The 25529-nt window shown below is 71.9% G+C and carries 29 protein-coding genes; 19 read left to right on the forward strand and 10 right to left on the reverse strand.

The genetic code is table 11. The features are described 5' to 3' along the window. The first annotated feature begins 103 nt into the window (after window positions 1-103). Together ACGFI1_RS38725 and ACGFI1_RS38730 are read left to right on the forward strand one after the other, a co-directional pair. Window positions 104-886, forward strand: a complete 783-nt coding sequence (locus tag ACGFI1_RS38725) for a lytic polysaccharide monooxygenase (RefSeq protein WP_392792662.1) — start codon at window positions 104-106, stop codon at window positions 884-886. Next, on the forward strand, window positions 871-1476 hold the full coding sequence (locus ACGFI1_RS38730; protein ID WP_392792664.1) for a DUF305 domain-containing protein: 606 nt from the start codon (window positions 871-873) through the stop codon (window positions 1474-1476). The genes ACGFI1_RS38725 and ACGFI1_RS38730 overlap by 16 nt, the downstream gene beginning before the upstream one ends. Before the next feature lie 65 nt (window positions 1477-1541). Here the strand turns inward: ACGFI1_RS38730 and ACGFI1_RS38735 are convergent, their stop codons facing one another. The 4 genes from ACGFI1_RS38735 to ACGFI1_RS38750 all read right to left on the reverse strand — a co-directional run bounded on the left by ACGFI1_RS38735 (window position 1542) and on the right by ACGFI1_RS38750 (window position 3451). Beyond that, a complete protein-coding gene (locus ACGFI1_RS38735; RefSeq protein ID WP_387078385.1) occupies window positions 1542-1883 on the reverse strand; it encodes a hypothetical protein in 342 nt (113 codons plus the stop codon). A 47-nt stretch (window positions 1884-1930) separates the two neighbouring features. Then, window positions 1931-2380 carry a roadblock/LC7 domain-containing protein gene (locus ACGFI1_RS38740; protein ID WP_301173765.1) on the reverse strand — a complete coding sequence of 150 codons (450 nt, stop codon included), beginning with the start codon at window positions 2378-2380 and terminating at the stop codon, window positions 1931-1933. An 11-nt stretch (window positions 2381-2391) separates the two neighbouring features. Beyond that, window positions 2392-3006, reverse strand: a complete 615-nt coding sequence (locus ACGFI1_RS38745; protein ID WP_392792666.1) for a hypothetical protein — start codon at window positions 3004-3006, stop codon at window positions 2392-2394. A gap of 67 nt (window positions 3007-3073) precedes the next feature. After that, complete coding sequence (locus tag ACGFI1_RS38750) at window positions 3074-3451, reverse strand: hypothetical protein (protein WP_240807725.1); 378 nt, start codon at window positions 3449-3451, stop codon at window positions 3074-3076. A 295-nt stretch (window positions 3452-3746) separates the two neighbouring features. Between ACGFI1_RS38750 and ACGFI1_RS38755 the strand changes: the two genes are divergently transcribed. Then, the gene (locus ACGFI1_RS38755; RefSeq protein ID WP_392792667.1) at window positions 3747-4769 is read left to right on the forward strand and encodes an NAD-dependent epimerase/dehydratase family protein; all 1023 of its coding nucleotides are present in this window, start codon (window positions 3747-3749) and stop codon (window positions 4767-4769) included. Here ACGFI1_RS38755 and ACGFI1_RS38760 read toward each other — a convergent pair. Beyond that, window positions 4725-5162 carry a MarR family winged helix-turn-helix transcriptional regulator gene (locus ACGFI1_RS38760; RefSeq protein WP_387076728.1) on the reverse strand — a complete coding sequence of 146 codons (438 nt, stop codon included), beginning with the start codon at window positions 5160-5162 and terminating at the stop codon, window positions 4725-4727. The two genes, ACGFI1_RS38755 and ACGFI1_RS38760, sit on opposite strands and share 45 nt — an antisense overlap. A 66-nt stretch (window positions 5163-5228) precedes the next feature. Here ACGFI1_RS38760 and ACGFI1_RS38765 point away from each other — a divergent pair, with 66 nt between their 5' ends. From ACGFI1_RS38765 to ACGFI1_RS38795, 7 genes are all read left to right on the forward strand, one after another. Further along, on the forward strand, window positions 5229-6275 hold the full coding sequence (locus tag ACGFI1_RS38765; RefSeq protein ID WP_392792669.1) for a substrate-binding domain-containing protein: 1047 nt from the start codon (window positions 5229-5231) through the stop codon (window positions 6273-6275). A gap of 219 nt (window positions 6276-6494) precedes the next feature. Beyond that, window positions 6495-6776 (forward strand): FmdB family zinc ribbon protein, encoded by a 282-nt coding sequence (locus tag ACGFI1_RS38770; RefSeq protein WP_392792670.1) that lies wholly within the window; start codon window positions 6495-6497, stop codon window positions 6774-6776. 11 nt (window positions 6777-6787) lie between these two features. Beyond that, window positions 6788-7408 carry an AmiS/UreI family transporter gene (locus tag ACGFI1_RS38775; protein WP_449202388.1) on the forward strand — a complete coding sequence of 207 codons (621 nt, stop codon included), beginning with the start codon at window positions 6788-6790 and terminating at the stop codon, window positions 7406-7408. 44 nt (window positions 7409-7452) lie between these two features. Then, window positions 7453-8700 (forward strand): formamidase, encoded by a 1248-nt coding sequence (gene fmdA, locus ACGFI1_RS38780; RefSeq protein ID WP_138641896.1) that lies wholly within the window; start codon window positions 7453-7455, stop codon window positions 8698-8700. 130 nt (window positions 8701-8830) lie between these two features. After that, window positions 8831-10453 carry an alkaline phosphatase D family protein gene (locus tag ACGFI1_RS38785; protein WP_449202390.1) on the forward strand — a complete coding sequence of 541 codons (1623 nt, stop codon included), beginning with the start codon at window positions 8831-8833 and terminating at the stop codon, window positions 10451-10453. A 381-nt stretch (window positions 10454-10834) separates the two neighbouring features. Then, window positions 10835-12196, forward strand: a complete 1362-nt coding sequence (locus ACGFI1_RS38790) for an NYN domain-containing protein (RefSeq protein WP_392792676.1) — start codon at window positions 10835-10837, stop codon at window positions 12194-12196. A gap of 80 nt (window positions 12197-12276) precedes the next feature. Then, complete coding sequence (locus ACGFI1_RS38795) at window positions 12277-12924, forward strand: tetratricopeptide repeat protein (RefSeq protein WP_386874345.1); 648 nt, start codon at window positions 12277-12279, stop codon at window positions 12922-12924. 47 nt (window positions 12925-12971) lie between these two features. On the opposite strand, the gene ACGFI1_RS38800 is transcribed toward ACGFI1_RS38795, so the two are convergent. Then, window positions 12972-13496 carry a hypothetical protein gene (locus ACGFI1_RS38800; RefSeq protein WP_392792678.1) on the reverse strand — a complete coding sequence of 175 codons (525 nt, stop codon included), beginning with the start codon at window positions 13494-13496 and terminating at the stop codon, window positions 12972-12974. Window positions 13497-13568: 72 nt separating this feature from the next. On the opposite strand from ACGFI1_RS38800, the gene pyrE reads away from it, so the two are divergent. Next, window positions 13569-14105: an orotate phosphoribosyltransferase gene (gene pyrE / locus ACGFI1_RS38805; protein WP_138641899.1), complete on the forward strand. Its 537-nt coding sequence runs from the start codon at window positions 13569-13571 to the stop codon at window positions 14103-14105. 7 nt (window positions 14106-14112) lie between these two features. Here pyrE and ACGFI1_RS38810 read toward each other — a convergent pair whose 3' ends face one another. Both ACGFI1_RS38810 and ACGFI1_RS38815 read right to left on the reverse strand, forming a co-directional pair. Further along, the gene (locus tag ACGFI1_RS38810; RefSeq protein ID WP_386874502.1) at window positions 14113-14511 is read right to left on the reverse strand and encodes a RodZ domain-containing protein; all 399 of its coding nucleotides are present in this window, start codon (window positions 14509-14511) and stop codon (window positions 14113-14115) included. A 72-nt stretch (window positions 14512-14583) separates the two neighbouring features. Next, a complete protein-coding gene (locus tag ACGFI1_RS38815) occupies window positions 14584-15309 on the reverse strand; it encodes a DedA family protein (RefSeq protein ID WP_386874343.1) in 726 nt (241 codons plus the stop codon). Window positions 15310-15480: 171 nt separating this feature from the next. On the opposite strand from ACGFI1_RS38815, the gene fbaA reads away from it, so the two are divergent. From fbaA to ACGFI1_RS38840, 5 genes are all read left to right on the forward strand, one after another. Then, window positions 15481-16503: a class II fructose-bisphosphate aldolase gene (gene fbaA, locus ACGFI1_RS38820; protein ID WP_392740984.1), complete on the forward strand. Its 1023-nt coding sequence runs from the start codon at window positions 15481-15483 to the stop codon at window positions 16501-16503. A gap of 80 nt (window positions 16504-16583) precedes the next feature. Beyond that, complete coding sequence (locus tag ACGFI1_RS38825; RefSeq protein ID WP_301173755.1) at window positions 16584-17033, forward strand: winged helix-turn-helix transcriptional regulator; 450 nt, start codon at window positions 16584-16586, stop codon at window positions 17031-17033. Window positions 17034-17081: 48 nt separating this feature from the next. Then, window positions 17082-17597 carry a GNAT family N-acetyltransferase gene (locus ACGFI1_RS38830; protein WP_392792680.1) on the forward strand — a complete coding sequence of 172 codons (516 nt, stop codon included), beginning with the start codon at window positions 17082-17084 and terminating at the stop codon, window positions 17595-17597. 152 nt (window positions 17598-17749) lie between these two features. After that, a complete protein-coding gene (locus ACGFI1_RS38835; RefSeq protein ID WP_392792682.1) occupies window positions 17750-18613 on the forward strand; it encodes a hypothetical protein in 864 nt (287 codons plus the stop codon). A gap of 124 nt (window positions 18614-18737) precedes the next feature. Next, window positions 18738-19160 carry a DUF3151 domain-containing protein gene (locus ACGFI1_RS38840; RefSeq protein ID WP_138636151.1) on the forward strand — a complete coding sequence of 141 codons (423 nt, stop codon included), beginning with the start codon at window positions 18738-18740 and terminating at the stop codon, window positions 19158-19160. On the opposite strand, the gene ACGFI1_RS38845 is transcribed toward ACGFI1_RS38840, so the two are convergent. After that, window positions 19147-20580, reverse strand: a complete 1434-nt coding sequence (locus ACGFI1_RS38845) for an FAD/NAD(P)-binding protein (RefSeq protein WP_392792686.1) — start codon at window positions 20578-20580, stop codon at window positions 19147-19149. The two genes, ACGFI1_RS38840 and ACGFI1_RS38845, sit on opposite strands and share 14 nt — an antisense overlap. A gap of 120 nt (window positions 20581-20700) precedes the next feature. Between ACGFI1_RS38845 and ACGFI1_RS38850 the strand changes: the two genes are divergently transcribed. From ACGFI1_RS38850 to ACGFI1_RS38860, 3 genes are all read left to right on the forward strand, one after another. After that, a complete protein-coding gene (locus ACGFI1_RS38850; protein ID WP_386874339.1) occupies window positions 20701-21822 on the forward strand; it encodes a helix-turn-helix transcriptional regulator in 1122 nt (373 codons plus the stop codon). Between the two features lie 119 nt (window positions 21823-21941). After that, a complete protein-coding gene (locus ACGFI1_RS38855; RefSeq protein ID WP_386874338.1) occupies window positions 21942-23225 on the forward strand; it encodes an adenylosuccinate synthase in 1284 nt (427 codons plus the stop codon). A gap of 44 nt (window positions 23226-23269) precedes the next feature. Next, complete coding sequence (locus ACGFI1_RS38860; RefSeq protein ID WP_392792688.1) at window positions 23270-24097, forward strand: glycerophosphodiester phosphodiesterase family protein; 828 nt, start codon at window positions 23270-23272, stop codon at window positions 24095-24097. 26 nt (window positions 24098-24123) lie between these two features. Here ACGFI1_RS38860 and ACGFI1_RS38865 read toward each other — a convergent pair whose 3' ends face one another. Then, entirely contained in the window at window positions 24124-25209 is a 1086-nt protein-coding gene (locus tag ACGFI1_RS38865; protein ID WP_392792689.1) for a magnesium and cobalt transport protein CorA, read from the reverse strand. Between the last annotated feature and the right edge of the window lie 320 nt (window positions 25210-25529).

Genomic DNA, 25529 nt, shown 5'->3' on the forward strand with positions numbered 1-25529 from the left:
GAAGATTATTAAAGTTTCTTTAGGGATTCCCCCGCTAGCGTCCGACGGCATTGCGGCACGCCGAAATCCGGTGGCCGCGGGACGACCGTTGGGAGATCTCCTCATGCGCAGGTCCGTCGCCTACCCCCTCGCCGCCGCGGCGGCCGTCGCGGCGCCGGTGCTCGTCGCCGCCCCCGCCTCGGCGCACGGCTACGTCTCCGCTCCCCCGAGCCGGCAGGCGCTGTGTGCGACGGGCGCCGTCCCCGACTGCGGCCCCATCCAGTTCGAACCGCAGAGCGTCGAGGGCCCGAAGGGGCTGAAGAGCTGCGACGGCGGCCTCGGCCAGTTCGCCGTCCTCGCGGACGAGAGCCGGAACTGGCCCGCCGCGTCGGTCGGGACCAGCGTCGACTTCCGGTGGGTGTTCACCGCGCGGCACCGCACGTCCAACTGGGAGTACTTCATCGGGAACACCAAGGTCGCGACGTTCGACGGCGGCAACCAGCAGCCGGACGCGGTCGTCACGCACAAGGTCGACCTCAGCAAGTTCCCGGGGAAGCGCACCGTCCTCGCGGTGTGGAACATCGGCGACACCCCGAACGCGTTCTACAGCTGCATCGACCTCAACGTGGGCGGGGGCGGCTCCCAGCCGGAGCCCACCACGGAACCGGAACCGGCGCCGAGCCCCACGACGCAGGCTCCGACCGCACCGGCGCCGCCGCCGAGCAGCCGCCCGCCCGCGCCGACCGGCGAGCCCGCGGCCGGCGGGACGTGGCGGGCCGGCGAGACGTACAAGACGGGCGACGTCGTGTCGTTCAACGGCGCGCAGTTCCGCTGCCGCCAAGGCCACACGGCGCTCCAGGGCTGGGAGCCTTCGCAGTTCACGCTGGCCCTGTGGCTGCCACTGTGACGGCCGGTCGCCGCGCGCTCCTGCTGGCCGCCGCCGCTCTCGCCGCGCCCGTCCTGCTGACGGCGTGCAGCGGCGAGCCGGCGAAGACGAAGCCGGCGAGCGCGGCCTCCAGCGCCCCGGCAGCCGGCTACAACGACCAGGACGTGGTCTTCCTGCAGATGATGGTCGCCCACCACAAGCAGGGCCTGGAGATGGTGCGCCTGGCCGCCGAACGCGCCCCGCGCAAGGAGGTGCGGACGCTGGCCGCGGCCGTCGACGCGACCCAGTCGGAGGAGCTGAAGCTCATGAAGGCGTGGCTCGGCAAGTGGTCGAAGCCGACGACGTCCGGCGCGGCGACGCAGGCGCACCTGCACCACGGCGCCGCGCCCGCCACCGGCGCCAAGGAGATCGGCACCCTGCGGAGGACGAAGGGCACCGGCTTCGAGCCCGCCTTCCTCAACCTGTTCATCGGCCACCAGGGCAGCGCGGTGGAGATGGCGCGGGCGGAGCAGAGCAAGGGCGCGAGCCCCGACGCGATGGCGTTCGCGAAGCGGATCGTGGAGTCGCGCACCGCCGAGATCCGCCAGATGCTGCGCCTGCTCAACACCTGACGGCCCCCCGCATCGGACGGCGTGCCCGTCCACCGCGTGCGCGACGGTGGACGGGCCGCCCGCCGTCACACCTCCAGGTTCTCCTCGATGTCGCGGAGCCGGTGCCTGGCCATGGCCAGGTTCGCGCGGGATCTGTCGAGGGCCATGTAGAGGAAGAGGCCCTTGCCCTTGCGTCCGGTCACCGGGCGGATGACGTGGTACTGGCTGGAGATGCTGATGAGGATGTCCTCGATGTCCTCCTTGAGGCCGAGCTGCTCCATGGTGCGGAACTTGGCCCGCACCACCTCGGTGTTCCCGGCGGCGGCCACCTCGAGGTCGAGGGTCTTGGAACTGCCCAGATGCCCGAGCGCCATGCCGCTGTTGTAGTCGACCACGGCGGCGCCGATCGCCCCGTCGATCGTCATCATGTCCTTCAGCGAGAGGTCGAGGTTGGACACATGCTCCCCTTTCGTTGTCATTGCCTTCGGCGCGGGGTCGACAGGTGGGCGGCGACGGCGCGCGCGACCGGGCGCGACTCCAGATGCAGCCGCCCCACGTTGACGGTCGGTTCCGCGAGGACGGTGAGGGACGCGGTCGGGCCGGCCGCGTAGATCACCACGTAGCCGTCCACCCCGCGGATCACCACCTCGTGGAACGCGCCGCCGTGCGCGGTCAGCGCGATCCGGTGCGCCAGCGACAGGCCCGTGGCCGTCACCGCCGCCATCCCGGTCGGCTCGACGGCCGCGGCCAGGTCGTGCGCGATGAGCAGCCCGTCCGCCGACGCGACCAGGCTGCCGGTGAGCTGCGGGACGCGCGCCCGCAGCGCCCGCAGCTCCGTCGCCACCTCGGCCTCGGGGATCCGCGCCGCCGTCCCCGTCCCCGCTCGTTTCGCCACCTTCGCCAGCCCTTCGATCAGTCGTTTCACCGGTCGTCCGGTCAGCCGAGCTCCACCAGTGCCGTCCGCAGCCGGTCGAGCAGTTCGTGATCGGGCGCGGCCCACTCGACCGCCCCCGCGTCCCACCCCCGCGGCACCGCTGCCACGGGCGGCTCCGCCCTTGCGGGCGGTTCCGTCTCCACGAGCGACGCCGCGGCCAGGCCGCGGACGGCGAGCAGGCAGCCGAACGCCGTCCGCCCGAGGTCGCGGGCCAGCCGCGCGGGCGTGCGCCGCCCGTCGGCGTTGAGCAGGATCTCCGCCTGGACGCCGGTCAGGATGACGCGCTGCCGCCGCACCCGCCGGACCGGCACGACGGGCGCGGCGTCGACGCTCCCGCCCGGCCAGGCCGCGTCGAGCCGGGCGCGGCGCCGCCGCTGCTCGTGCACGAGCGTCGCCACGCCGATCCGCAGCGGGCCGCCCGCCGGCTCCTCCACGCCTTCCGTGAACACCGGCTCGGCCGCCGAACCGAGCAGGAAGTAGGCGGCGTCGAACAGCGCGAGCAGCGCCGGCAGCTCGGGATCGGGCCCGCCCGGCAGGTCACCGGCGCCCGGCACGTGCCTGCTCTCGGCGTGGACCACGGCCCCGCCGGCGAGATGGAACGCGCCATCGTCGCCCACTCGGAGCACACCGGTGCGCCTTTCCCGCTCCTGTGCGGCGAGCGCACCGCAAATGTCGCCGCCCATGTCACCCGTCCGCCATTTCACGGACGAGGCTCCGCATGTGCAGCCGCGCGAGCGCGATATTTCCGTTCTCCCGGTCGAGCAGTAAATGGACGAAGAGATGCCCGTCGACGTCGGCTCCGGAAAGGGCCAAGAGGTGATATCCCGCGGCGCCGCATACGATGATCTCTTCGATGTCATCGCCCGCCGCGGTCGCGCTGAGCGCCGGCGAGGCCAGCACCGCCCGCACCACATCGGTGGCGCTCGCCGCGTCCTCATGCTGGTCAACGATGTCCTCGCGGCCCGCCGCCGCGACGGCGAGCCCGCTGGCGCAGTCCACCAGCGTCACCCGCTGGGCCCCCGGGATCGTCATCATCCGGGCAAGGCAGTCGTCAATCCGCACTCATTCCCCCACCGAATGAGAGTTGCAGGAACTCGACCATAGCCACAATTTTGCCCCCAGCAACACCAACTAGGTGAATCCCAACCACATCCCCCGACTGGGGTATGAATACCGACCCGTATCCAAACCGGTCAGCCCGGCTGCACCACTCCATCCGCAGAATCGGCCCACCCGAACCCGCCAATTCCGCGCCACCCACAACCGCCCTACGCGGCCCGCCGCAGGACGGCGCGGTGATTCCGCTGTGAGCGTGCAGGGGTTCTGTACGTAACGTACGGAAGGCAGAGTTCTCCTCATGAGGCTTCTGATGCTGGGCGGGACGGAGTTCGTGGGGCGGGCCATCACCGAGGACGCCCTTGCACGCGGCTGGGACGTGACCGTCTTCCATCGCGGACGCCACGACCCGCCCGCCGGGGTGCGGTCACTGCACGGCGACCGAACCACCGCCGACGGACTCAAAGCCCTCGCGGACGGCGAGTGGGACGCGGTGGTCGACACCTGGTCGGGCGCACCGTCCGCCGTCCGCGACGCCGCGCGCCTTCTCGCGGGCCGGGTCGGGCGCTACGTCTACATATCCAGCGTTTCCGTCTACCGGTTCCCCACGCCGCCTGGCCTCACGGAGGAGACGGCCGTGGTGGACGGCTCTCCAGACGCCGGCGACGTGGACTACGCCGCCGCCAAGCGAGGCAGCGAACTCGCTGCGCTCGACACCTTCGGAGACAAGGCCCTGCTGATGCGGGCCGGTCTCATCCTGGGCCCTTACGAGAACATCGGGCGCCTGCCGTGGTGGCTGAACCGCATCGCGCAAGGCGGTGACGTCCTGGCCCCTGGACCACGCGACTTGGGCTTGCAGTACATCGACGTACGCGACCTGGCTGCATGGACCCTGGACGCCGCAGAGCAGGGCCTAGGCGGCCCCTACAACCTGGTCGGCCAACCGGCCCACACGACGATGGAGGAGCTGCTCCAAGCCTGCATCCACGTGACCGGCTCGAACGCGAACCTCGTCTGGACGGCCCCGGAGACCATCCTGAAAGCGGGCATCCAGCCGTGGACGGACCTTCCGGTCTGGCTTCCGCCCGGCGAGGCCCACGACACCATGCACCAAGCCAGCGCCGACAAGGCCCTCGCCGCAGGGCTGCGTTGCAGGCCCGTCCAGGAGACGGTCGCCGACACCTGGCAGTGGCTCCAGTCGATAGGCGGACGGGCACCACAGCGCCCCGACCGTCCAGTGGTGGGTCTGGCCCCCGACAAGGAGGCCGAGACGCTGCGCTCAGGGGAGATGGGTGGAGATCCGGGTGAGGAGGGCGCGGAGTAGGGCCAGCTCTTCGCGGCCCACCGCGTCCTGGACCCGGACCCACTCCGTCTCGACGGCGGCGGTCAGGCGGGTGACCTCCTCCTGGCCGCGTTCGGACAGGAACACGAGGATCCTGCGGCGGTCCTCCTCGTCCGGGCGGCGGTAGACCAGGCCGGCGGACACCAGGCGGTCGACCACCTTGGTGAGCGTGGGAGCGGGCAGCAGGGCGTGCTCGGCGATCTCGGTCATCGGATGCCCGGAACCGTCGGACAGCAGGGAGGTGACGCGCCACTCCTCCACGGTCGAGCCGGCGGTCTTGAGGGCGGCGCCGAGCCGGGCGGTGATGTCGCGCTCGACGCGCGCCAGCACCCGCGGGAGGTCCAGCTCGTGCTGCGGAACACCTGTCGTAGTCATCGCAACAACCAAGATTACCGCCTCGTAGAAAGTATTTTCGGCCGCCCATGGGCTACCGTCCCGGATATGGACGACCTGAACGTCGCCCTGGTGGTGCCGTTGCAGGGGCCCGCGGGACTCTTCGGGCCCTCCGCCGAGCTGTGCGCTCGATTGGCACAGGAAGAAATCAATGCCGAGGGCGGCGTGCTCGGCCGCCGGCTGCGGCTGGTCCTCGTGGACGGGGGCGCGCCGCCGCCGGTGGTCGCCGACCGGGTCGGGTCGCTGGTCGGCTCGGGCGCCGTGCACGCGGTCACCGGCTGGCACATCTCGGCCGTCCGGCAGTGCCTCGCGCCGCGCCTCGCCGGGCGCGTCCCGTACGTCTACACCGCGCTGTACGAGGGCGGCGAGCGCTCGCCGGGGGTGTTCCTCACCGGGGAGACGCCCGACGGGCAGCTGCGGCCGGCGCTGCGGCGGCTCGCCGCGGAGTTCGGCATCCGGCGCTGGACGGTCATCGGCGACGACTACGTCTGGCCGCGCGTCTCGGCGCACGCCGTCCGGTCGTACCTGGCGGAGCAGGGCGCGGTGCTGTGCGACGAGATCTTCGTCCGGCTCGGCACAGAGGACTTCAGCGGCCCGCTGCGCCGGATCGACGCGAGCGGCTGCGAGGGCGTCCTCATGCTGCTGGTCGGCGACGACGCGGTGGCGTTCAACCGGGCGTTCGGCGCGGCGGGGCTGCCGCACCTGCGGTTCAGCCCGCTGATGGACGAGAACATGCTGCTCGCGTCGGGTGTGGAGGGCACGCGCGGGCTGTACGCGGCGGCGGGGTTCTTCGAGACGCTCCCGACCGGGGACGGCCTGGACTTCGGCGCCCGCTACCACCGCCGCTTCGGCGCGCAGGCGCCGCCGCTCAACAGCATGGGCGAGTCCTGCTACGAGGGGGTGCGGCTGCTCGGCGAGCTGTTCCGGCGCAGCGGCGAGCCGGACGTGCGCCGGATGAGCGCGGTCGCCGAGGGCATCGGCTACGACGGGCCGCGCGGGCCCGTCGAGGTGCGGGACCGGCACCTGCGGCAGCGGGTCTTCCTCGCCGCCGCCGACGGGCTGGAGTTCGACGTGCTGTGCCAGCTCACCCCTTGACCCTTACTTCCCGTCGAAATAGTTTCGGCAGAAACTAAGAGCCCCATCATGGCGGCGACCCACCACAGTCAGGTCTTCCTGGAGGGCGCGAAGGCCGCGCTCGCGTCCGCCTGACCGGCGCGGGGGCGGGCCGGCGGGATCCGGCCGCACACCCATTGACTATTACTTCACATCCGAATAGTTTCTGTGGGAAGTAATCCGTGCGGCTGGAGGCCCGTCATGGTGATCTATCAGTACCGCTGCGCCCGGTGCGGACCCTTCGACCTCGCGCTGCCGATGGGCGGCGCACGCCCCGAGAACCCGTGCGCGGACTGCGGCGGCACCGCCCGCCGCGTCTACACCGCCCCGGCGCTCACCCGGCCCGGCGCGCCGCTGACCCGGGCGCTGGACGCCCAGGAGGCCAGCAGGCACGAGCCGAAGATCGTCTCGGCGCCGCCGCCGGGACGCCCCCGTCCCACCCCGCCCGCCGATCCCCGGCACGCGCTCCTCCCCCGGCCCTGACCATGGGAAGCGTGGGCCTGCTCTACGTCGGCGCGGTCCTGTTCGTCAACGCGCTGATGATGCTCGGACGCGTCGAGGCCCGCTCGGCGGCGCTCCTCAACCTCTTCGTCGGCGCGCTGCAGGTGGTGCTGCCGACACTGCTGCTCGTCGCCGCCGGGGACGACCTCGCGGCGATCACCGCGGCGGCCGGGATCTACCTGTTCGGGTTCACCTATCTCTATGTCGGCATCGGCCTGCTCGCCGGGCTCGACACCACCGGCGCCGGCTGGTTCTCGCTGTTCGTCGCGCTGGCGGCGCTCGGCTTCGCCGCGATCAACTTCCTCGACGTCCGGGACCACCCGTTCGGGGTCATCTGGCTCTGCTGGTCGTTCCTCTGGTTCCTGTTCTTCCTCGTCCTCGGCCTCAAGCGGGAGGAGCTGACCCGCTACACGGGCTGGGTCACGCTCGCCAACGCCGCGGGCACCACGACGCTGCCCGCGTTCCTGCTGCTGACCGACACTTACTCGACGTCCGCCGTGTTCGCCGCCGTCCTGGCCGGCTGCGCCGTGGCCGTCCTCGCCGGGCTCTGGGTCCTGACCCGTCCCGGACGGGTGCCCGCCGGCGCGCCGCCGGAGCCCGTCGCCGGCCCCTGATCTCGTCTTCTTCTTCTCGCCCGATCCGCTTCAGGAGGTACCCCATGCCCGAAGTCGTCTTCAGCGTCGACCAGGCCCGGTCCATGCGCGACCAGAACGTGCCCGGCCACAACCGGTGGCACCCCGACATCCCGGCGGCGGCGACCGTCCGGCCCGGCGCGGAGTTCCGCGTCGAGTGCCGGGAGTGGACGGACGGCCAGATCGGCAACAACGACTCCGCGAATGACATCCGCGACGTCGACCTGTCGCCCTGCCACATGCTGAGCGGGCCCATCGCCGTCGAGGGCGCCGAACCCGGTGACCTCCTCGTGGTCGACATCCTCGACCTCGGCCCCATCCCGCAGGAGACGGGAGGCATCGCCGGCCAGGGGTGGGGCTACACCGGCATCTTCGCCAAGCAGAACGGCGGCGGTTTCCTCACCGACTACTACCCCGACGCCTACAAGGCCATCTGGGACTTCCACGGCCAGCAGGCGACCTCGCGCCACATCCCAGGAGTGCGCTTCACCGGCATCACCCACCCCGGCCTGTTCGGCACGGCCCCGTCACCAGAACTGCTGGCCCGCTGGAACGCCCGCGAACAGGCCCTCATCGACACCGACCCCCTGCGCGTGCCACCGCTCGCACTGCCGCCCCTCACGGACGGCACCCTCGCCGGGACGCTCACCGGCGACGCCCTCGCGAAGGTCGGCGCCGAAGGGGCCCGGACCGTCCCGCCCCGCGAGAACGGCGGCAACCACGACATCAAGAACTTCACCCGCGGCTCGCGCGTCTTCTACCCCGTCCACGTGCCGGGCGGCATGCTGTCCGGCGGCGACCTGCACTTCAGCCAGGGCGACGGCGAGATCACCTTCTGCGGCGCCATCGAGATGGGCGGCTTCATCGACTTCCACGTCGACATCATCAAGGGCGGCATGGAGAAGTACGGCGTGACCACCAACCCGGTGTTCATGCCGGGCAACGTGGAGCCGCGCTACTCGGAGTTCATCAGCTTCGTCGGCATCTCCGTCGACCACGGCACCGACACCAACCACTACAACGACGCCACCCTCGCCTACCGGAACGCCTGCCTCAACGCCATCGAGTACCTCAAGACGTTCGGCTACAGCGGCGAGCAGGCGTACCTGCTGCTCGGCGCCGCGCCGATCGAGGGGCGCGTCAGCGGCGTCGTCGACATCCCGAACGCCTGCTGCTCGCTCTACCTGCCCACGGCCATCTTCGACTTCGACATCCGGCCGACGGCCGACGGGCCGCGCCGTGCCGACCGCGGCCAGTGCGCCGTCTCGTCCTGACCCGCCTCTGAGACCGCGGCCCGGTCCGTGCCCTCGGGCAGGGGCCGGGCCGCGCGGCACGGGAGGCGCACGCACGACCGCCGCGCATCGGGTGGACGCGGCGGGGTCCGGTCCGCTAGAGAGACCTCCTATGAGCGCATTGGTACTCGGGCCCCATCTCCGGCATGTGAGTCACCACACCGCGACCATCTGGGTGGAGACCGAACGGCCCTGCGAGGTCCGGGTCGTCAACGAGGAGCACGGCGTCGACGCGTCCGCCCGGACGTTCACGGCGCACGGCCACCACTACGCGCTCGTCGAGATCGACGGGCTCGCGGCGGGCTCGCGCATCCCCTACGAAGTGCGGACCGACGGCGAGACCGTCTGGCCCGAGGACGACGGCTTCCCGCCGTCGCAGCTCAGGACGCTGGACGAGAGCGGCGGGCTGCGGATCTCGTTCGGGTCCTGCCGCCGCTCGCCCGGCACCGTGGCGGAGTTCGGCCACGACGCGCTCGCCGCGTTCGCCGAGCGGCTCCGGACCGGCGGCGACGCGGTCACCTGGCCCGACATCCTGCTCATGGTCGGCGACCAGGTGTACGCCGACGAGCTGAGCGACGAGATGCGCGCGTTCATCGGCGGCCGACGCGGCCCCGACGAGCAGCCCGCCGACGAGGCCGCCGACTTCGAGGACTACACCCACCTCTACCAGCTCGCCTGGCACGGCGACCCCGCCGTCCGGTGGCTGCTGTCGACCGTCCCGACCCTCACGATCTTCGACGACCACGACATCCGGGACGACTGGAACACCTCCTACGCGTGGCGGCGGGAGATGTGGTCGCAGCCGTGGTGGAAGGACCGGATCACCGGCGGGATCGGGTCGTACTGGATCTACCAGCACCTCGGGAACATGTCGCCGCAGGACCGGGCGTCCGACCCGCTGCTCGCGAAGCTGCGCGAGGCGTCCGACACGACCGGCGACGCCGGGGCCGTCCTGGACGAGTTCGCGGAGCGGGCCGACAAGGAGCCTGCCAGTACGCGCTGGAGCTATGCCCACGACTGGGGCGGCACCCGCCTGATCGTCGTCGACAGCCGGTGCTCGCGGCTCCTCACCGCCGACCGGCGCGGGATGCTCGACGACGAGGAGTTCGACTGGCTCGACGGCCAGTGCCAGGGCGGCATGGACCACCTGCTCATCGCCAGTTCCCTGCCCTACCTGCTCCCCATGGCGATCCACCACGCCGAGTCGTGGAACGAGGCCGTCGCCGGCGGCGCCTGGGGCAAGCGCGGCGCGGGCGTCGGGGAGAAGATCCGGCAGGCCGCCGACCTGGAGCACTGGGCGGCGTTCGAGCGGTCGTTCCGCGACGTGGCCGCCGACGTCATCGCCGTCGGACGCGGTGAGCGCGGCCCCGCGCCGGCGAGCATCTCCTTCTTGTCCGGCGACATCCACTACTCCTACCTGGCTCGGGTCACCGAGCCGGGCACGCAGTCGAAGGTGTCCCAGATCGTCTGCTCGCCGCTGCGGAACCCACTGCAGGGCAAGTTCAAATGGGCGAACCGCATCGCGTACTCGCGGGCGGCGGGCGCCCCCTTCCGGCTGCTGGCGAAGCTCGCGAAGGTGCCCGTCCCGCCGATCCGGTGGCGGATGACCGAGGGCCCCTGGTTCCACAACGCCATCGCGACCGTCGAGCTGTCCGGGCGCGACTGCAACGTGCGCTGGGAGAGTCCGCACGGCGACGGCCGCCTCAGCGAGATGGGCCGCGCGAGCATCACCTGAGCCCCCGCCCGGCCGGGCGGCGCCCCGGGAAAAGGAAATCGCGCCCGAAATGTATGACGGTCAGTGGTCAAGCGACCACAATGCGCGAGACTCGAAAAGGTTTCGAGTAAGGTGCTGATACCGGTTCCGAACCCGTGAGCTGCTTCTTCCCGTAAAGATCCGGCGGAAGCGCGGGGCCGGCGCGAAACGGCTGGTAGCGTCCGCCGCGGCTCCCATTTCGTTGTTACCGGGGAGTCGCCAACGGGCGGGTCGCCATGAAAGAGTGGCGAATCGCCGTATTGGCCTACTGGGCTGCAGGGCTTCACTACGCTATAAGCGCCCGGGGTCGCTACGCCGAGTGGGCACGCTGTGAGCTCCCGTGTTGAGGAAGGACGGTGCCGCATGGATCGTTGCGCGCTGTTCGTTGACGCCGGCTATCTGCTGGCGGACGGTGCCATGGCTGTGCACGGCACGCGCCATCGCGAAACGGTCTCGTGGGACTTCGGCGGCCTCCTGCAACTCCTCGGCGACCTGGCCAGGGAGCGCACGGGCATGCCGCTGCTGCGCTGCTACTGGTACGAGGCGACGATCGAGGGCCGCCGCTCGCCCGAGCACGACGCGCTCGCCGACCTGCCCGGCCTCAAGCTGCGGCTCGGCCGGGTCCGGCCCGGCCGCCGCGAGGGCGTCGACACCGAGATCCACCGCGACCTGATGACCCTCGCCCGCAACGGCGCCCTCGCCGACGCCGTCCTGGTCAGCGGCGACGAGGACCTCGCGCAGATCGTCACCGACGCCCAGGACCTCGGCGTCCGCGTCACCGTCGTGCACGTCGCCGTCGACGGCAACTGGACGATCTCCCGGGTGCTGCGGCAGGAGTGCGACGACCTCATCGAGATCGGGTCCGGCCACCTGCGCCCCTACGTCAACCTGCTCGCCGGCATGGACGCGGCGTCCGGCTCCTCCCTCGGGACGAGCCCCCTGTCCAACGGGCACGGCGGCGGCAACGGCCACAGCGGGTCGCTCGGCACGCTGGCCCCGGCCACGCACGGCGGGCCGCCGCCCGCGTCCCCGGTCACCGGGCCGCCCGTCCCGACGTCGTCCGCGCCGTCGTCCGCGCCGTCCATGCCGTCCGTCCGCGACCTCGGCCCCGCCATGACCGGCGGGTTCGGCGGCGGCGGCACCGGCGGCGGCGCCGGCACCGGGCCGATGCCACTGCCCGGCAGCGGCCTCGCCGGATCGTCCTACAGCACCGGCGGCCAGCAGATCCCGCTCCAGCCCGCCTCCACGACCGGGCCGTCGCCCCTCGTCGGGCCGTCCTCCACGCAGGCCCCCTCCGCACCGGCCCCCTCGGCGCCGCCCATGCCCGCGCCGCCGCCGAGTTCCGGGCCGCAGTACGGCTCGTCGCCGATCCCCGCGCCGTCCCCGCCGCCCCCTCCGCAGACGCTGCCGTCGCAGCCGAGCGGCCAGCACGGCCCCTACACCGGGCCGCAGCAGCTCCCCGTCCCGGCGCAGAGCACCCCGACCCTCGCGGACGCCGTGAAGTCCGCCCACCAGGAGGGCCAGGACTTCGGCGAGTCCGTCGCCCGCGACGCGCCCGCGCTGTGGCTGGAGGCCGTCCTCGCCCGCAAGCCGCGCATGCCGTCCGATCTGGAGGCGCGGCTGCTGCAGGGCTCCTCGCTGCCGATCGACTTCCTGCTCCACGACGAGGTGCGGCACGCGCTGCGCCGCGGATTCTGGGACGCGCTAGAACGTTCCCGCAGGTGAGCTGACAGGTACGCGGCGGTATTCGGCGATCATCGTCGATTCGCCCGCTTCGGCCGCGCGCCGCCGGGTAGCGTTGAAGCGTGACGCATGTGACGGAAGACGATCTCGACGACCTGGAGTTCGACACCCTGCGCACCGGCGATCACATCTCGGCGGCCCGCCGGCTGTCCGAGCTGGCCGAGTCGGTCTCCGGTGGGGTGTCACGCGCCAACGTCCTGCTGCGCGCCGGCGAGCAGTGGCAGCACGCCGGCGACCACGCGAAGGCCGCCGAGCTGTACCGCAGGGCCATGGACGACGGCGGCGAGACCTACGGCGACCCGCGCGCCTACCTCGCCGACGCGCTCTTCGAGCTGGGCCGCGCCGACGAGGCCCGCACCCTCCTCGACCAGATCCGCGCCGACAGCCCCCGCGACCCCGAGGTGTACCGCGCCGTCGCCGAGGTGCTGTACGCCCAGGGCGACGCGACCGGCGCCCACGAATGGGCCACCAGCGGCGCCGACGTCGTGCTCGCCATCCGCGACCGCGCCGTCGGCACCGGCATGGGCGGCGGCCCCGACGAGGCCCCCGCCCCCGACGCCGACTCCCTCACCCCGGGCCCCGACGACGCCGCCATCGCCGAAGACAGCCTCGAAGCGCTCCTCCGCCTCCGCTACCGCGCCCGCGTGGACCTCGGCCGAGGCGAAGACGACTACGACGCCCTCCTGGACGACCTCCTCAAGAACGCGTGAGGTCTCAGCCGCCCGTTAGGGCGGAGTCGGCGCGTCCCCCTGCGCGGCTAAAGCTCGGTTATTAGTTCGCTCAGGGATTGGGCGACCGTTGTCGGGGGTTCGTGGTCGGTTGTTCGCCAGCCGCGCAGGTGCGCCTCTCTGAGGGCCTCATCGTGGTTGGAGGGGGCGGTGCGGTCCGCATGGGTGCGGAGGTAGCCGCAGGGCGCCTCCGGCCAATCTGGGGCCATGGGGAGGTCGTTTCCGGGGTCGGCATGGTCGTGCCGGCCGCGGCGCGGCAGATCGGCGTCCACGAAGACGAATCCGGCGACCGGGCGGTGGGCCGCGCGCTGGGCCAGGGCTATGCCGGGCAGCAGCGGGCCGGCGGTGCCGTGGGCGACCAGGGCGAGCGGCGGTGCCGGCGCCGTCGCGGTGATGATCAGGGAGACGCGGGCGATGTAGCGCGGGCCGGTCTCGTCCGGGACGTCCGGCGCCACCACGTCCAGGCCGTAGGAGCGGAGCATCTCCGGCAGGTCGCCCCAGGAGGCCGCGGTGGCGTGCGGGGCGTGCAGCAGGACGACGGTTCCGGGAGTCACGCCGCCGAACCTACACGCGCGGGAGCGCATGGCGGCGCCGGGGCGCCGGTGCGGAATCAATAGGCTCTGACCGTGAGCGATCGTGACGAGCTGCTGCAGAAGATCAAGGACAAGGCCGTCGTGCACGGCGACTTCGTGCTGTCGTCGGGGAAGCGGGCGTCCTGGTACGTGGACCTGCGCCGGGTGACGCTGGACGGCGCCGCGGCGCCGCTGGTGGGGCGGGTCATGCTGGACGAGACCGCCGACCTGGAGTACGACGCCGTCGGCGGGCTCACGCTCGGCGCGGACCCGGTGGCGGCCGCGATGCTGCACGCGGCGGCGGCGCGGGGGCGGGCGCTGGACGCGTTCGTCGTCCGCAAGGCGGGCAAGGCGCACGGGCTGCAGCGCCGCATCGAGGGGCCGGACGTCGCCGGGCGGCGCGTCCTCGCGGTCGAGGACACCTCCACCACGGGCGGGTCCGTGCTGACCGCGGTGGAGGCGCTGCGGGAGGCGGGCGCGGAGGTCGTGGCGGTCGCGACGATCCTGGAGCGGGGCGCCGCCGGGCGCATCGCCGAGGAGGGCCTCGTCTACCGCCACCCCTATGACGTCGCGGACCTCGGCCTGGGGTGACGCCCGGTCAGCTCTTGGCCTTGACGAACCACTGGCCGCGCTGGCCGGCGGTCTTGCGCGGCTGCACCTCGCCGTAGATGACGACCTTCAGGGAGCCGCCGTTGCCGGCGACGACCTGAAGGGGCGCCTGCTCGTACTTGAGGGTGTCCCCGGTGTTGAGCGTGGTGTTGGTCAGCACCTTGCCGCCGGTGTCGGCGACGCGGACCACGACGCTGGTGGGCTGGCCGGTCACGCTGATCACGAGGGGTACGTCGGACGCCGGCGTCTCCTTCTCGTTGGCGCTCGGTGTCGTCTTGCCGCCGCTCGATGGCGAGGCGGCCGTCGACGGCCCGGTCTGGTCGGGTTCGCCCGTGATCGCGTTGACCAGGGCCATGCCGCCGACCACGAGAAGGGCCAAGGCGGCCACCACGGCCAATGCCGCGATCAGTATGCGCGCGAGACCCCTAGGGTCCGACCGATGACGTCCCACATGGGGAGGTTAGCGATAACTGTCACCGCTGAGCGACGGACGTGACTCTTCGGGACCATTCTTATTTGGACCGTGGTCCGCTTTACGCCCCTTCAGCACCTCCCGGATGATCGGAATCACCGACAGAACGAGGATCACCGCGACGCCGGGAAGGATGTACTTCTCGATGTCGGGGACCTCGGAACCGAGGAAGTGGCCGAGCAGGAACAGGGCGTCCGTCCAGATCACGCCGCCGATGGCGTTCCAGATGAAGAAGCGCTTGGCGTCCATGCCGAGCATGCCGGCGAGCGGGTTCAGGAACGTGCGGACGATCGGGATGAACCGCGCCAGCACCACGGCCTTCGCCGGACCGAACCGGTTGAAGTAGTGCTCGGCCTTCTCGACCCACTCCTGCTTGAAGATGCGGGAGTCGGGGCGGTCGAACAGCCGTCGGCCGTATCTGGCGCCGAGCCAGTGCCCGAGTTGCGCGCCGGAGATCGCCGCGATCGGGCCGCCGATGAGCAGCCAGGGCAGCGACAGCGGCTGGAACTCCTGCCCGTTGACGGTCGAGACCGCCGTGAGGATCCCCGCCGTGAAGAGCAGCGAGTCGCCCGGAAGGATGCAGCCGAAGAGCAGTCCGGTCTCCGCGAAGATGATGGCGAGCACGCCGATCGTCGCGAAGGTGCCGAAGAGCTGCAACCATGCGGTGGGGTGCAGCCACTCTGTGATGTTCAGGGGAAGGGTCGTGAGATCCACACGGCGAGCGTACCTTTCAACCCGCTCCGTAGAGGCGGGATACTGGGGGTGGACGGCATGCCCGACCCGGAAACCGCGTGACCTGGGCGCTCGCCTGGGTACGCGGACCACCGGGTGCTACCGCCCGGCGGGACGCCCGGCGGCACCGCTGCGTATGAAAGGACGCTGACAATGCCCATCGCAACGCCCGAGGTCTACGCGGAGATGCTCGACCGTGCGAAGCAGGACGGCTTCGCCTTCCCCGCGATCAACGTGACGTCCAGCCAGACGCTGAACGCCGCGCTGCGCGGCTTCGCCGAGGCCGAGAGCGACGGGATCGTGCAGGTGTCCACCGGCGGAGCCGAGTACCTGTCCGGCTCCACGGTGAAGGACATGGTCACCGGCGCGACCGCGCTGGCCGAGTACGCCCGGGTCGTGGCCGCCAAGTACCCGGTGAACATCGCCCTGCACACCGACCACTGCCCGAAGGACAAGCTGGACGGCTTCATGCGTCCGCTGATCAAGATCTCCCAGGAGCGGGTGGCGCGCGGCGAGGAGCCGCTGTTCCAGTCGCACATGTGGGACGGGTCCGCCGTCGAGCTGCACGAGAACCTGCAGATCGCCGCCGAGCTGCTGGAGGAGTGCGCCAAGGCCCGGATCATCATGGAGATGGAGATCGGCGTCGTCGGCGGCGAGGAGGACGGCGTCGCCAACGAGATCAACGAGAAGCTGTACACGACGCCGGGCGACGCGCTCGCGACCGCCGAGGCCGTCGGCGTGGGCGACAAGGGCCGCTACATCCTCGCGGCGACGTTCGGCAACGTGCACGGCGTCTACAAGCCGGGCTCGGTCAAGCTGCGTCCCGAGGTGCTCAAGGAGATCCAGGACGCGGTCGGCGCCGAGTACGGCAAGGACAAGCCGTTCGACCTGGTCTTCCACGGCGGCTCCGGCTCGTCGCTGGAGGAGATCCGCGAGGCCGTCTCCTACGGCGTCGTCAAGATGAACATCGACACCGACACCCAGTACGCGTTCACCCGCCCGGTCGCGGAGCACATGTTCCGCAACTACGACGGCGTGCTGAAGGTCGACGGCGAGGTCGGCAACAAGAAGCAGTACGACCCGCGCTCGTGGGGCAAGGCCGCGGAGACCGCCATGGCCGCCCGCATCGTCGAGGCCGCCGAGAACCTCCAGTCCGCCGGCAAGAAGCTCAAGTAGGGCAATCGCGGCACCGGGCCCCGGGGGACGCGTTCCCCCCGGGGCCCGTTTCTTCATGCAACTCGGGTAGGGTCGAACTTGTGGCACTACCGCGTACGTACGAGTCGCAGAACTGTTCCGTCGCGCGGTCGCTCGAGGTCGTCGGCGACCGGTGGACGATGCTGGTGATCCGCAGCGCCTTCCAGGGCGTCCGGCGGTTCGACGACTTCCAGGACGTGCTCGGCGTGGCGCGCAACGTGCTGACCGACCGGCTGAACCGGCTGTGCGACGAGGGCATCATGCGCCGCGTCCCGTACCAGCAGCGGCCGGAGCGGTTCGAGTACCGGCTCACCCGCAAGGGCGTGGAGCTGTGGCCGGCGGTCATGACCCTGCTGATGTGGGGCGACCGCCACTACGCGCCGGACGGCCCGCCGCTGATCATCGGCCACCGCGGCTGCGACGGCGCACTGGCGCCGGACTTCACGTGCGATTCCTGCGGCGCGCATCTCGGGCCGTCCGATGTGGATCCGCGGCCCGGCCCCGCCGCCTGACCGAGATTTGGGTTGCTTCACGCAACTTTCTGCGCTGCAATGAGTTGCATGAAGAAACTCGATGTCCACGGCATCGCCGACGTGCGGATCCGGCCGTACGGGATCACCGACGGGCCGCGCGTGCGGCGGATGTCGGACCGGCTCTCGGCCGCCAGCCTCTACACGCGCTTCTTCTCCGGCACGCCGCACATCCCCGACTACTACGTGGGCATGCTCGACCGACTCGACCACTGGGACCGCGAGGCCATGGTCGGCCTGGACGGCGAGGACATCGCGGGCATCGCCGAGTACGTCCGCGACTCCGCGCGGCCCTGGCGGGCGGACGTCGCCGTCCTCGTCACCGACCCCTGGCAGCACCGCGGGCTCGGCAGCGCGCTGGTCGGCTACCTCGCCCAGCTCGCCGCGCGGCGCGGCATCACCGAGTTCGACGCGGACGTGATCCTGACGAACCGGCAGGGGATCCAGTTCGTCCACCGGGGGTGGCCGGCCGCCCGCTCCAGCCTGGACGGCGGCGCCGCCCACTTCACCCTGCCGCTGCCCATGCCCGCGCAGGCCCTGGCGTGAGTGCGCCGCGCCGGGCGGCCGATACTGGCCAGTAGCTTCCTGTCGGGCAAAAGGATCTTGAAGCGGAGGCAAGTGGATCTTTACGCTGCAGGCGCTTGGAACGTTCTCATGCGCCCGCTCGGGGCGTTTGCGAGAAAGGCACCCCCACCCCCGTGAAGACCTTCCCCCGTGCCCGGCTGCGGTCCCTGCGCCGCTCCGCCCGCCTGCTGTCCGCGCTCGCCCTGGCCGTGCCGGGCGCCGTCCTCGCCCTCGGCGCCGCGCCCGCGGCCGCCGCCCCCGGCGAGAACGCGCCCGTCACCTTCGACTTCGGCGACTGCCCCGACCAGCTGCCCGTCGGCGCCGACCCCGCGAACTGGCAGTGCGCGGTCATCGTCCTCGGCAGCGGCACCATGAAGCTCGGCTCGATGACGCAGGAGATCACCGAGCCGATCTCGATCACCATGCAGGGCGGCTTCGACCCCGCGACCTCCGAGCCCATCAACATCTTCGTGAGCATGCGGTCGAAGGCGATGACCGTGCCCGGCGGCGCGCTCGGCATCCCGGGATCGGAGACCCTCCCGCTGCTCGGCCTCAAGGTCAAGACGAACTACGTCGGCAACTTCAGCCTCTTCACCACCGACCAGGGCGAGTACGCCTCCACCATCGACATGAGGATCAAGCTCAAGAACGACCTGCTCGGCGACGACTGCTACATCGGCTCCAAGAAGGCGCCGGTCTCGCTCAGGCTCATCGGCGACGGCGACTCCGTCGAGTGGTTCGACAACGCGATCGCCATGAAGATGAACGACACGACGTTCTCCGTGCCCGCGAGCAGCTGCGGGCTCCTCGGCTGGCTCGTCGACTTCCGCTCCGGGCTGCCGTCGGCGTCCGGGAAGAACTCCGCGAACTTCCAGATGTACCTGACGAGCAAGAGCTACACCGAACTGTTCCCGACCATGCGGACCAAGGCCGCCACGGCCACCGCCGCGCCGAAGCTGACCGACCTGGTCTCGTCCCTGTTCAAGACCACCAAGTAACGGACGCCATGCGCGCGGGCGCGCCTCGGCTCCGGGGTGCGTCCGCGCACTCGTCCCGCCGCCCGCGGGCCCGGTCCCTCGTGCCGCGCCCCGGGTTGCCGGGCGCGCGTCGCGCCTGCTTACGATGGCCCGCATGACCCAGAACCTGCTCGGCGGCCCTCCTCCGACCGAACTCCCGGACAACACCGAAGCCCGGACGGCCTTGGAGAACGGCGTCGACCCGTTCGAAGTCGCCGCGCGCCACCCGGACTACCCCGGCGCGTGGGCCGAGCTGGCCGACCGTGCCTTCGCCAACGGCTCCGTCATCGACTCCTACGCCTTCGCCCGCACCGGCTACCACCGGGGCCTGGACCAGCTGCGCCGGGCCGGCTGGAAGGGCCACGGGCCCGTCCCGTGGGAGCACGAGGCCAACCGCGGCTTCCTGCGCGCCCTGCACGCCCTCGGCCGCGCCGCCGCCGCCATCGGCGAGGAGGACGAGGCCGAGCGCTGCAAGGCGTTCCTGCGCGACAGCAGCCCCGCGGCCGCCGACGCCCTCAACGGCTCCTGATCGAGCGGGCCGCCCGGTGCGCCCGGGCGGCCACGCCCGGAACGCCCGACACGAGGAACGGCCCTCCGCCGGCCAGGTCGCCGACCACGTGCAGGCGCTGATCGGGGCGGTCTCCGAGGAGGAGCCGGCCCGTGCCGGGGTCGATCGCGAGGCCGCCGTCCGGGTCCTGCGCGGCGCCCTGGGCCAGCAGGGACGAGGCGAGCGCCTCCGCCGCCCGGGGGATCGCGTGCGGCGGCGGGTTGATCGCGTTGATCACGGCGTCGGCGGTGCGGACGCCCGCCGCGTGCGTGATCCGGAACCGGCGGCCGGCCTCGATCTTCTCGATCCCGGACAGCGACTCCAGCGTCCCCGCCTCGAACAGCTCCAGGAGCACGGCGGCGTTGCGGGGCACCATCGGCGAGGCCAGGCTCGTGACCGTGCGGAAGTGGCGGGCGCGGAGCCGCTCCCGGTCGCTCGCCGGTAGCAGCCGCCATGCGAGGGGGCCGGCGGTGTGCGCGGCCTCCTGCACGATGCGGCGGCCGAGCTGCGGGGCGTCCACCAGGGCCAGTTGCTCGCGCAGGTTCTCGGCCGGGTCCCGGCGCATCGCCGCGGCGATCCAGGCGGCCAGGTCGTCCCAGCTCTCACCGCGGTCCGCCAGCTCCGCGCGGATCAGGTCGGCGAATCCGTCGAGGCTGACAGGGCCCTCCAGGGCGCGCAGGCGCTCGGGCGTCAGGTGCCGGATGTTCGTCTCGGCCGGACGCTGCCAGACGAACGGGAGCGTGCCGCTTCGCGACACCAGGCTGATCCGGCCGGTGTGCCCGCGCGCGGCCAGCGACACCACGATGTCGACGGCGGTCAGGCCGCCGCCGATGACGGCCACGTCCCGTCCGGACGGGATGTCCGCGAGGGTCCGTTCCAGCGGGTAGGGGTCGGCGGTGAAGCCGGGCGCGCCCGCCAGCCCGTAGTGGTCGCGGGGCGTGCCGCCGCCGACGCACAGGACGACCTGGTCGGCGGTCCGAGTCCGCCCGTCGGCCGTCCGGACGGTCGGGCGGCCGTCCGGACGGCCTTCGAGGGACACACCGGTCACCTGCGAAGAAATGACTTCCGTGTTGGTGAATCGGGCCAGTGCGGCCTCGGCCGTGTCGGCCAGGTACCGCCCGTAGACGGCGCGGGGCGGGATCGGGCTGCCGAGGCGCTCGTCGGTGTAGTCGGCGGCCCGCCCGTCCAGCCAGCGCGCGTAGTGCTCCCGGTCCCCGAACCGGATCGACATGATCGCCGGTGGGGCGTTGACGAGGACGGAGTCCAGGTCGGTCCGGTAGGGGCGGCCCCGCCATGGCGCGTCCGAGGGGTCGAAGACGGTGACGGTCCGCACGTCCGAGGGGTCGAGGGCGTCCAGCAGCGCGACGGCCGCCGCGCCCGCCCCGATGATCGCGATGTCCATGCCGCCGAGCCTCGCCGCCCGGCCGCGCCCGGCCCATCCCGCGGGGCGGGGGACCCGCCCACGCCGGAATCCCCCGTCTGAGGGGGTACGGCGGCGCGGCCCGGCGGGCAGACTGAAACCATGATCGACCAGCGGGAACGGCGGGCCCTCCTCGACGCGGCCGCACGCGCGGGGGACGCGTCGGACCTCTTCGCCGCCGCCTCGGCGCGGCTCGGACGGCTGGTCGGCTTCCAGGCGGCGGCCTGGTCGGCCACCGACCCCGAGACCGGGCTCGTCACCGCGCCGATGCGGGTGGAGAACCTGGGGCGCGGCGAGGACTGCTTCGCCTACTGGGAGTGCGCGCTCCTGGAGGAGACCGTGCTGCCGTTCCGTGAGCTGGCCCGCGCCGCCGTCCCCGCCGCCGGGCTGGCGGCGGGCACCGACGGGCTGCCCGCGCGCAGCGCCCAGTTCCGCAAGCTCCTCGACCGCCAGGGCGTCGGGGACGAGCTCCGCGCCGTCCTGCGGACCGGCGGGCGGCCCTGGGGCGTCGTCAGCCTGTTCCGCGAGAAGGGCCGGGAGCCGTTCGGCCCGGCGGAGATCTCCCTGGTCGCCGGGCTCTCGGCACCGCTGGCCGACCGGCTGCGGGAGCTGGCCCGGCCCGTCCGGACGGCGGAGCCCGCCGCCGCGCAGGACCCCGGCCTCATCCTGTTCGACGCGGCCGGGACGCCCATCTCGATCAACGCCGAGGCCCGCCACCACCTCGACCGCCTCCCGGACGGCCCGACCGTCCCGTCCCCGCTGGGCCCGCCCCTGCCGGTCTGGCTCGCCGGGACGGCCGCGCAGGCCCGCGCCGTCGCCGCCGGGCACGACCGCGGCGCGGCCCGCATCCGGATCCGCGCCCGCGACGGCCAGTGGCTCGTCGTCCACGCCTCCTGCCTGGACGGCGCCCCCGGCGGCGGGCCCGGCCCGACCGCCGTGGTCGTCCAGCCCGCCACCGGCTCCGACATGGCGCCGGTCATCGCGGAGGCGTACGGGCTGTCCGCCCGCGAGCTGGAGATCACCCAGCTGGTCGCGCGGGGCCTGGCGACCGGCGACATCGCCGCTGAGCTGGTCATTTCCCCACATACCGTCCGCGACCATGTCAAGGCGGTGTTCGCCAAGACGGGCGTGACGAGCCGCGGCGAACTCGTCGCGAAACTGTTCGCGGAGAACTACTGGCCGCGCCGTGCCGAGCGCCGCGCCGCACGCCGTCCGGGGCGCTGACCAGCGGGGCGGACCTGGCTCCGGTTTCCTTGCGGCCGAGGTGCGGGTACGCTTTGATCGCAAGAGGCCCCTTCGCGCTTGCGGCGACCGGGGCCTTCGTCGTGGGAAGGAAGAGTGGCATGCCTGCCATCGTTCTTGTCGGTGCCCAGTGGGGAGATGAGGGCAAGGGCAAGGCAACAGACCTGCTCGGCGGGGACGTCGACTACGTCGTCCGCTACCAGGGCGGCAACAACGCCGGCCACACGGTGGTCATCGGCGACAAGAGCTACGCGCTGCACCTGCTGCCGTCCGGGGTCCTGTCGCCCGACGTCGTCCCGGTGATCGGCAACGGGGTGGTGATCGACCCGGCCGTGCTGCTCCAGGAGATCGACGGCCTGCGCGAGCGCGGCATCTCCTGCGAGCGCCTGATGATCTCGGCGAACGCGCACCTGATCATGCCGCACCACCGTGCCCTCGACAAGGTCACCGAGCGGTACCTCGGCAAGGCCCGGATCGGCACGACCGGGCGGGGCATCGGCCCCACCTACGCCGACAAGATCAACCGGATGGGCATCCGCGTCCAGGACCTGTTCGACCCGAACATCCTCACGCAGAAGCTCGACCTGGCGCTGCGCGAGAAGAACCAGGTCCTGACGAAGGTCTACAACCGGCGCCGCATCGAGACGGGCCCGATCGTCCAGGAGTACCTGGCCTACGGGGAGCGGCTGAAGCCGTTCGTCGCCGACACCACGCTCGTGCTGAACAAGGCCCTGGACGACGGCAAGGTCGTCCTTCTGGAGGGCGCGCAGGGCACGCTGCTGGACATCGACCACGGCACGTACCCGTTCGTGACGTCGTCCAGCCCGACGGCGGGCGGCGCGTGCGCGGGCTCCGGCGTCGGCCCCACGAAGATCACCCGCGTGATCGGCATCCTGAAGGCGTACACGACCCGCGTCGGCTCCGGGCCGTTCCCCACCGAGCTGCTGGACGAGCAGGGCGAGTACCTGCGCAAGACCGGCGGCGAGTACGGCGTCACCACGGGCCGCGACCGCCGCTGCGGCTGGTTCGACGCCGTCATCGCCCGGTACGCGACCCGCGTCAACGGCATCACCGACTACTTCCTGACGAAGCTGGACGTCCTGTCCGGGCTGGAGCGGGTCCCGGTGTGCGTCGCCTACGACGTGGACGGCGAGCGGGTCGACGAGCTGCCCACCACCCAGACCGAGTTCCACCACGCCAAGCCGATCCTGGAGTACCTGGACGGCTGGCAGGAGGACATCACCGCCGCGAAGAAGTTCGAGGACCTGCCGGCGAACGCGCAGGCGTACGTCCGGGCGCTGGAGGAGATGTCCGGCGCGCAGATCTCGGCCATCGGCGTCGGCCCGGGCCGCGACCAGACACTCTCCCTCCGCCCCCTTGCCTGACGTTCTTCACCCGGCGTTCAGTCACGGACGGTAACGTGCGTGCGGTGATCTCTACCGTCGAGGTGCACGGGCACCGGGGCGCGCGCGGCCTCCGCCCGGAGAACACCCTCCCCGGTTTCGTCCACGCCCTCGACCTGGGCGTGGACGCGATCGAGCTGGACGTGGGCCTGTCCGCGGACGGCGTGGTCGTGCTGAACCACGACCAGGTGCTGTCGGCGCGCAACCTCGTGGACCGCGGCCCCGCCCAGCCCGACGACCCCGACTTCCCCTACGTGGGCAGGCCGATCCGGGAGCTGACGCTGGCGCAGCTCCGCACGGTGGACGCGGGCGCGCATCTGGGGATGCCCGGCACGGGCATCCCCACGCTGGCCGAGGCGTGCGCGCTGCTCGCCCCGGAGGCGGAGGTGGCCCTCTCCGTCGAACTCAAGACCGATCCGACATGGACGGACGAAGAGGTCGAGCTCTTCACCGCCGTCGTGGTGGACATCCTGAGGTCGCATGGCCTGGCCGGTCGTGCACGGCTGCTGGCGTTCGACTGGCGCATCCTGGCCGAGGCGCGCAGCCACTACCCGGAGCTGGGACGTGTGGCGCTGATGGAGCGCAAGACGCTCGTCCCGGGCACGGCCTGGCTGGCGGGCCTCTCCCCGGCCGATCCGGTCGCCGCCGCCCTCGCGGCCGGTGCGACCGCCGTCTCGCCGGAGCACGCCATCACCACGCCGGAGCTGGTGGAGCAGGCCCACGCGCTGGCCCTGCCGGTCATCGTGTGGACGGTCAACGACCACGACGACATGGTCCGCTTCATCGAGTACGGCGTGGACGCCATCGTCACCGACTACCCAGACCGCCTCCAGGACGTCCTGGCTGCGGTCTAGGCGGGCGAACGGTCGAGAGGCGTGGTCTAGAGCCAGCCGTTGCGGCGGAAGCCCCTGTAGAGAGACAGGCAGGCCAGGCCGATGACGCCGAGGATCAGCGGGTAGCCGTAGTGCCACTGGGTTTCGGGCATGAACTTGAAGTTCATGCCGTAGACCCCCGCGATGGCGGTGGGGACCATGAAGATGGCGCCCCAGGCGGAGATCTTGCGCATGTCCTTGTTGTCGGCGACGGTGACCTGGGTCATGTGCGCCTGAAGGATCGGGTTGAGCAGCTCGTCGTAGGACTCGACCTGCTCGCGGACGCGGGTGAGGTGGTCCTCGACGTCGCGCAGGTACTCCTTTATCTCCGCGGGGACGAACCGGCGCCCGGAGAGGTTGCGCAGCGGCCCGGCGAGCGGCCCCACGGCGCGCTTGAGCTGGATGACCTCGCGCTTGAGGCGGTAGATGCGGCGCGACTCGTCGGTGCGCTCGGGGGAGAAGACGGCTTCTTCGACCTCGTCGATGTCCTCCATGACGGCGTCGGCGACGCCGACGTAGCCGTCCACGACGCGGTCGGCGACGGCGTGCAGGACGGCGGCCGGGCCGAGGGCGAGCCGGGCCGGGTCGCGCTCCAGGTCGCGGCGGACGGTGCCGAGCTCGCCGTGGGTGCCGTGCCGGACGGTCACCACGAAGTCGGGCCCGCAGAACAGCATGATCTCGCCGGTCACGACGACCTCGGCGCCGCCGGGCTCGCTCGGCACGTAGCCGACGGTCTTCATCACGACGAAGTGCACGTCGTCGTAGTGCTCCAGCTTCGGCCGCTGGTGGGCGTGGATCGCGTCCTCGACGGCGAGCGGGTGCAGGCCGAAGACCTCGGCGATGTCGGCGAGTTCGGTGGCGGACGGCTCGTGGAGCCCGACCCACACGAAGCCGGCGCTGTCGCCGCCGGGGGTCAGCCGGCCGTCGCGGATCATCCGGACGGCGTCGGCGACGGTGTCGGTGCAGACCCGGTGACCGTCGATGTAGGCGGCCCAGTCGATGACGGCCGAATCGCGGTTCGGAGCCTGCACGCCGCTGGGGCGGCCGCGCGTCTTGAAGAGAGCGCGGCCCGGACGGACTCGTGTCATGGCCATGAGGTGCTCCTAACCCGCCGGCCACACGCGCGCAGCGCGCGCTCAACCCAGGCTGATCAGCGAAGGGAGCGCGCGAAGGCGACGGCCGGGCGCCAGACGGAGGCGGACGGAGGAACAGTCCTGTGCGGACTGTGAGGGTTTTCCGGCGAACTGCAAGTATCACCAGGACTCATCCCGACCACCTCCTTTCACACACCTCGACACCGGGCGGTCAAGCCCGTCGCAGCTTACCAGCCGACATTTAGGACGCTGCCCATAACGGCGAGGTTCACGCGCCCGGGGTGTGACGGTCACCTCAGTCGTCCCAACGCCCGCGGCGC

It is taken from the genome of Actinomadura geliboluensis, from assembly GCF_043197915.1.
Classification (GTDB): domain Bacteria; phylum Actinomycetota; class Actinomycetes; order Streptosporangiales; family Streptosporangiaceae; genus Spirillospora; species Spirillospora geliboluensis.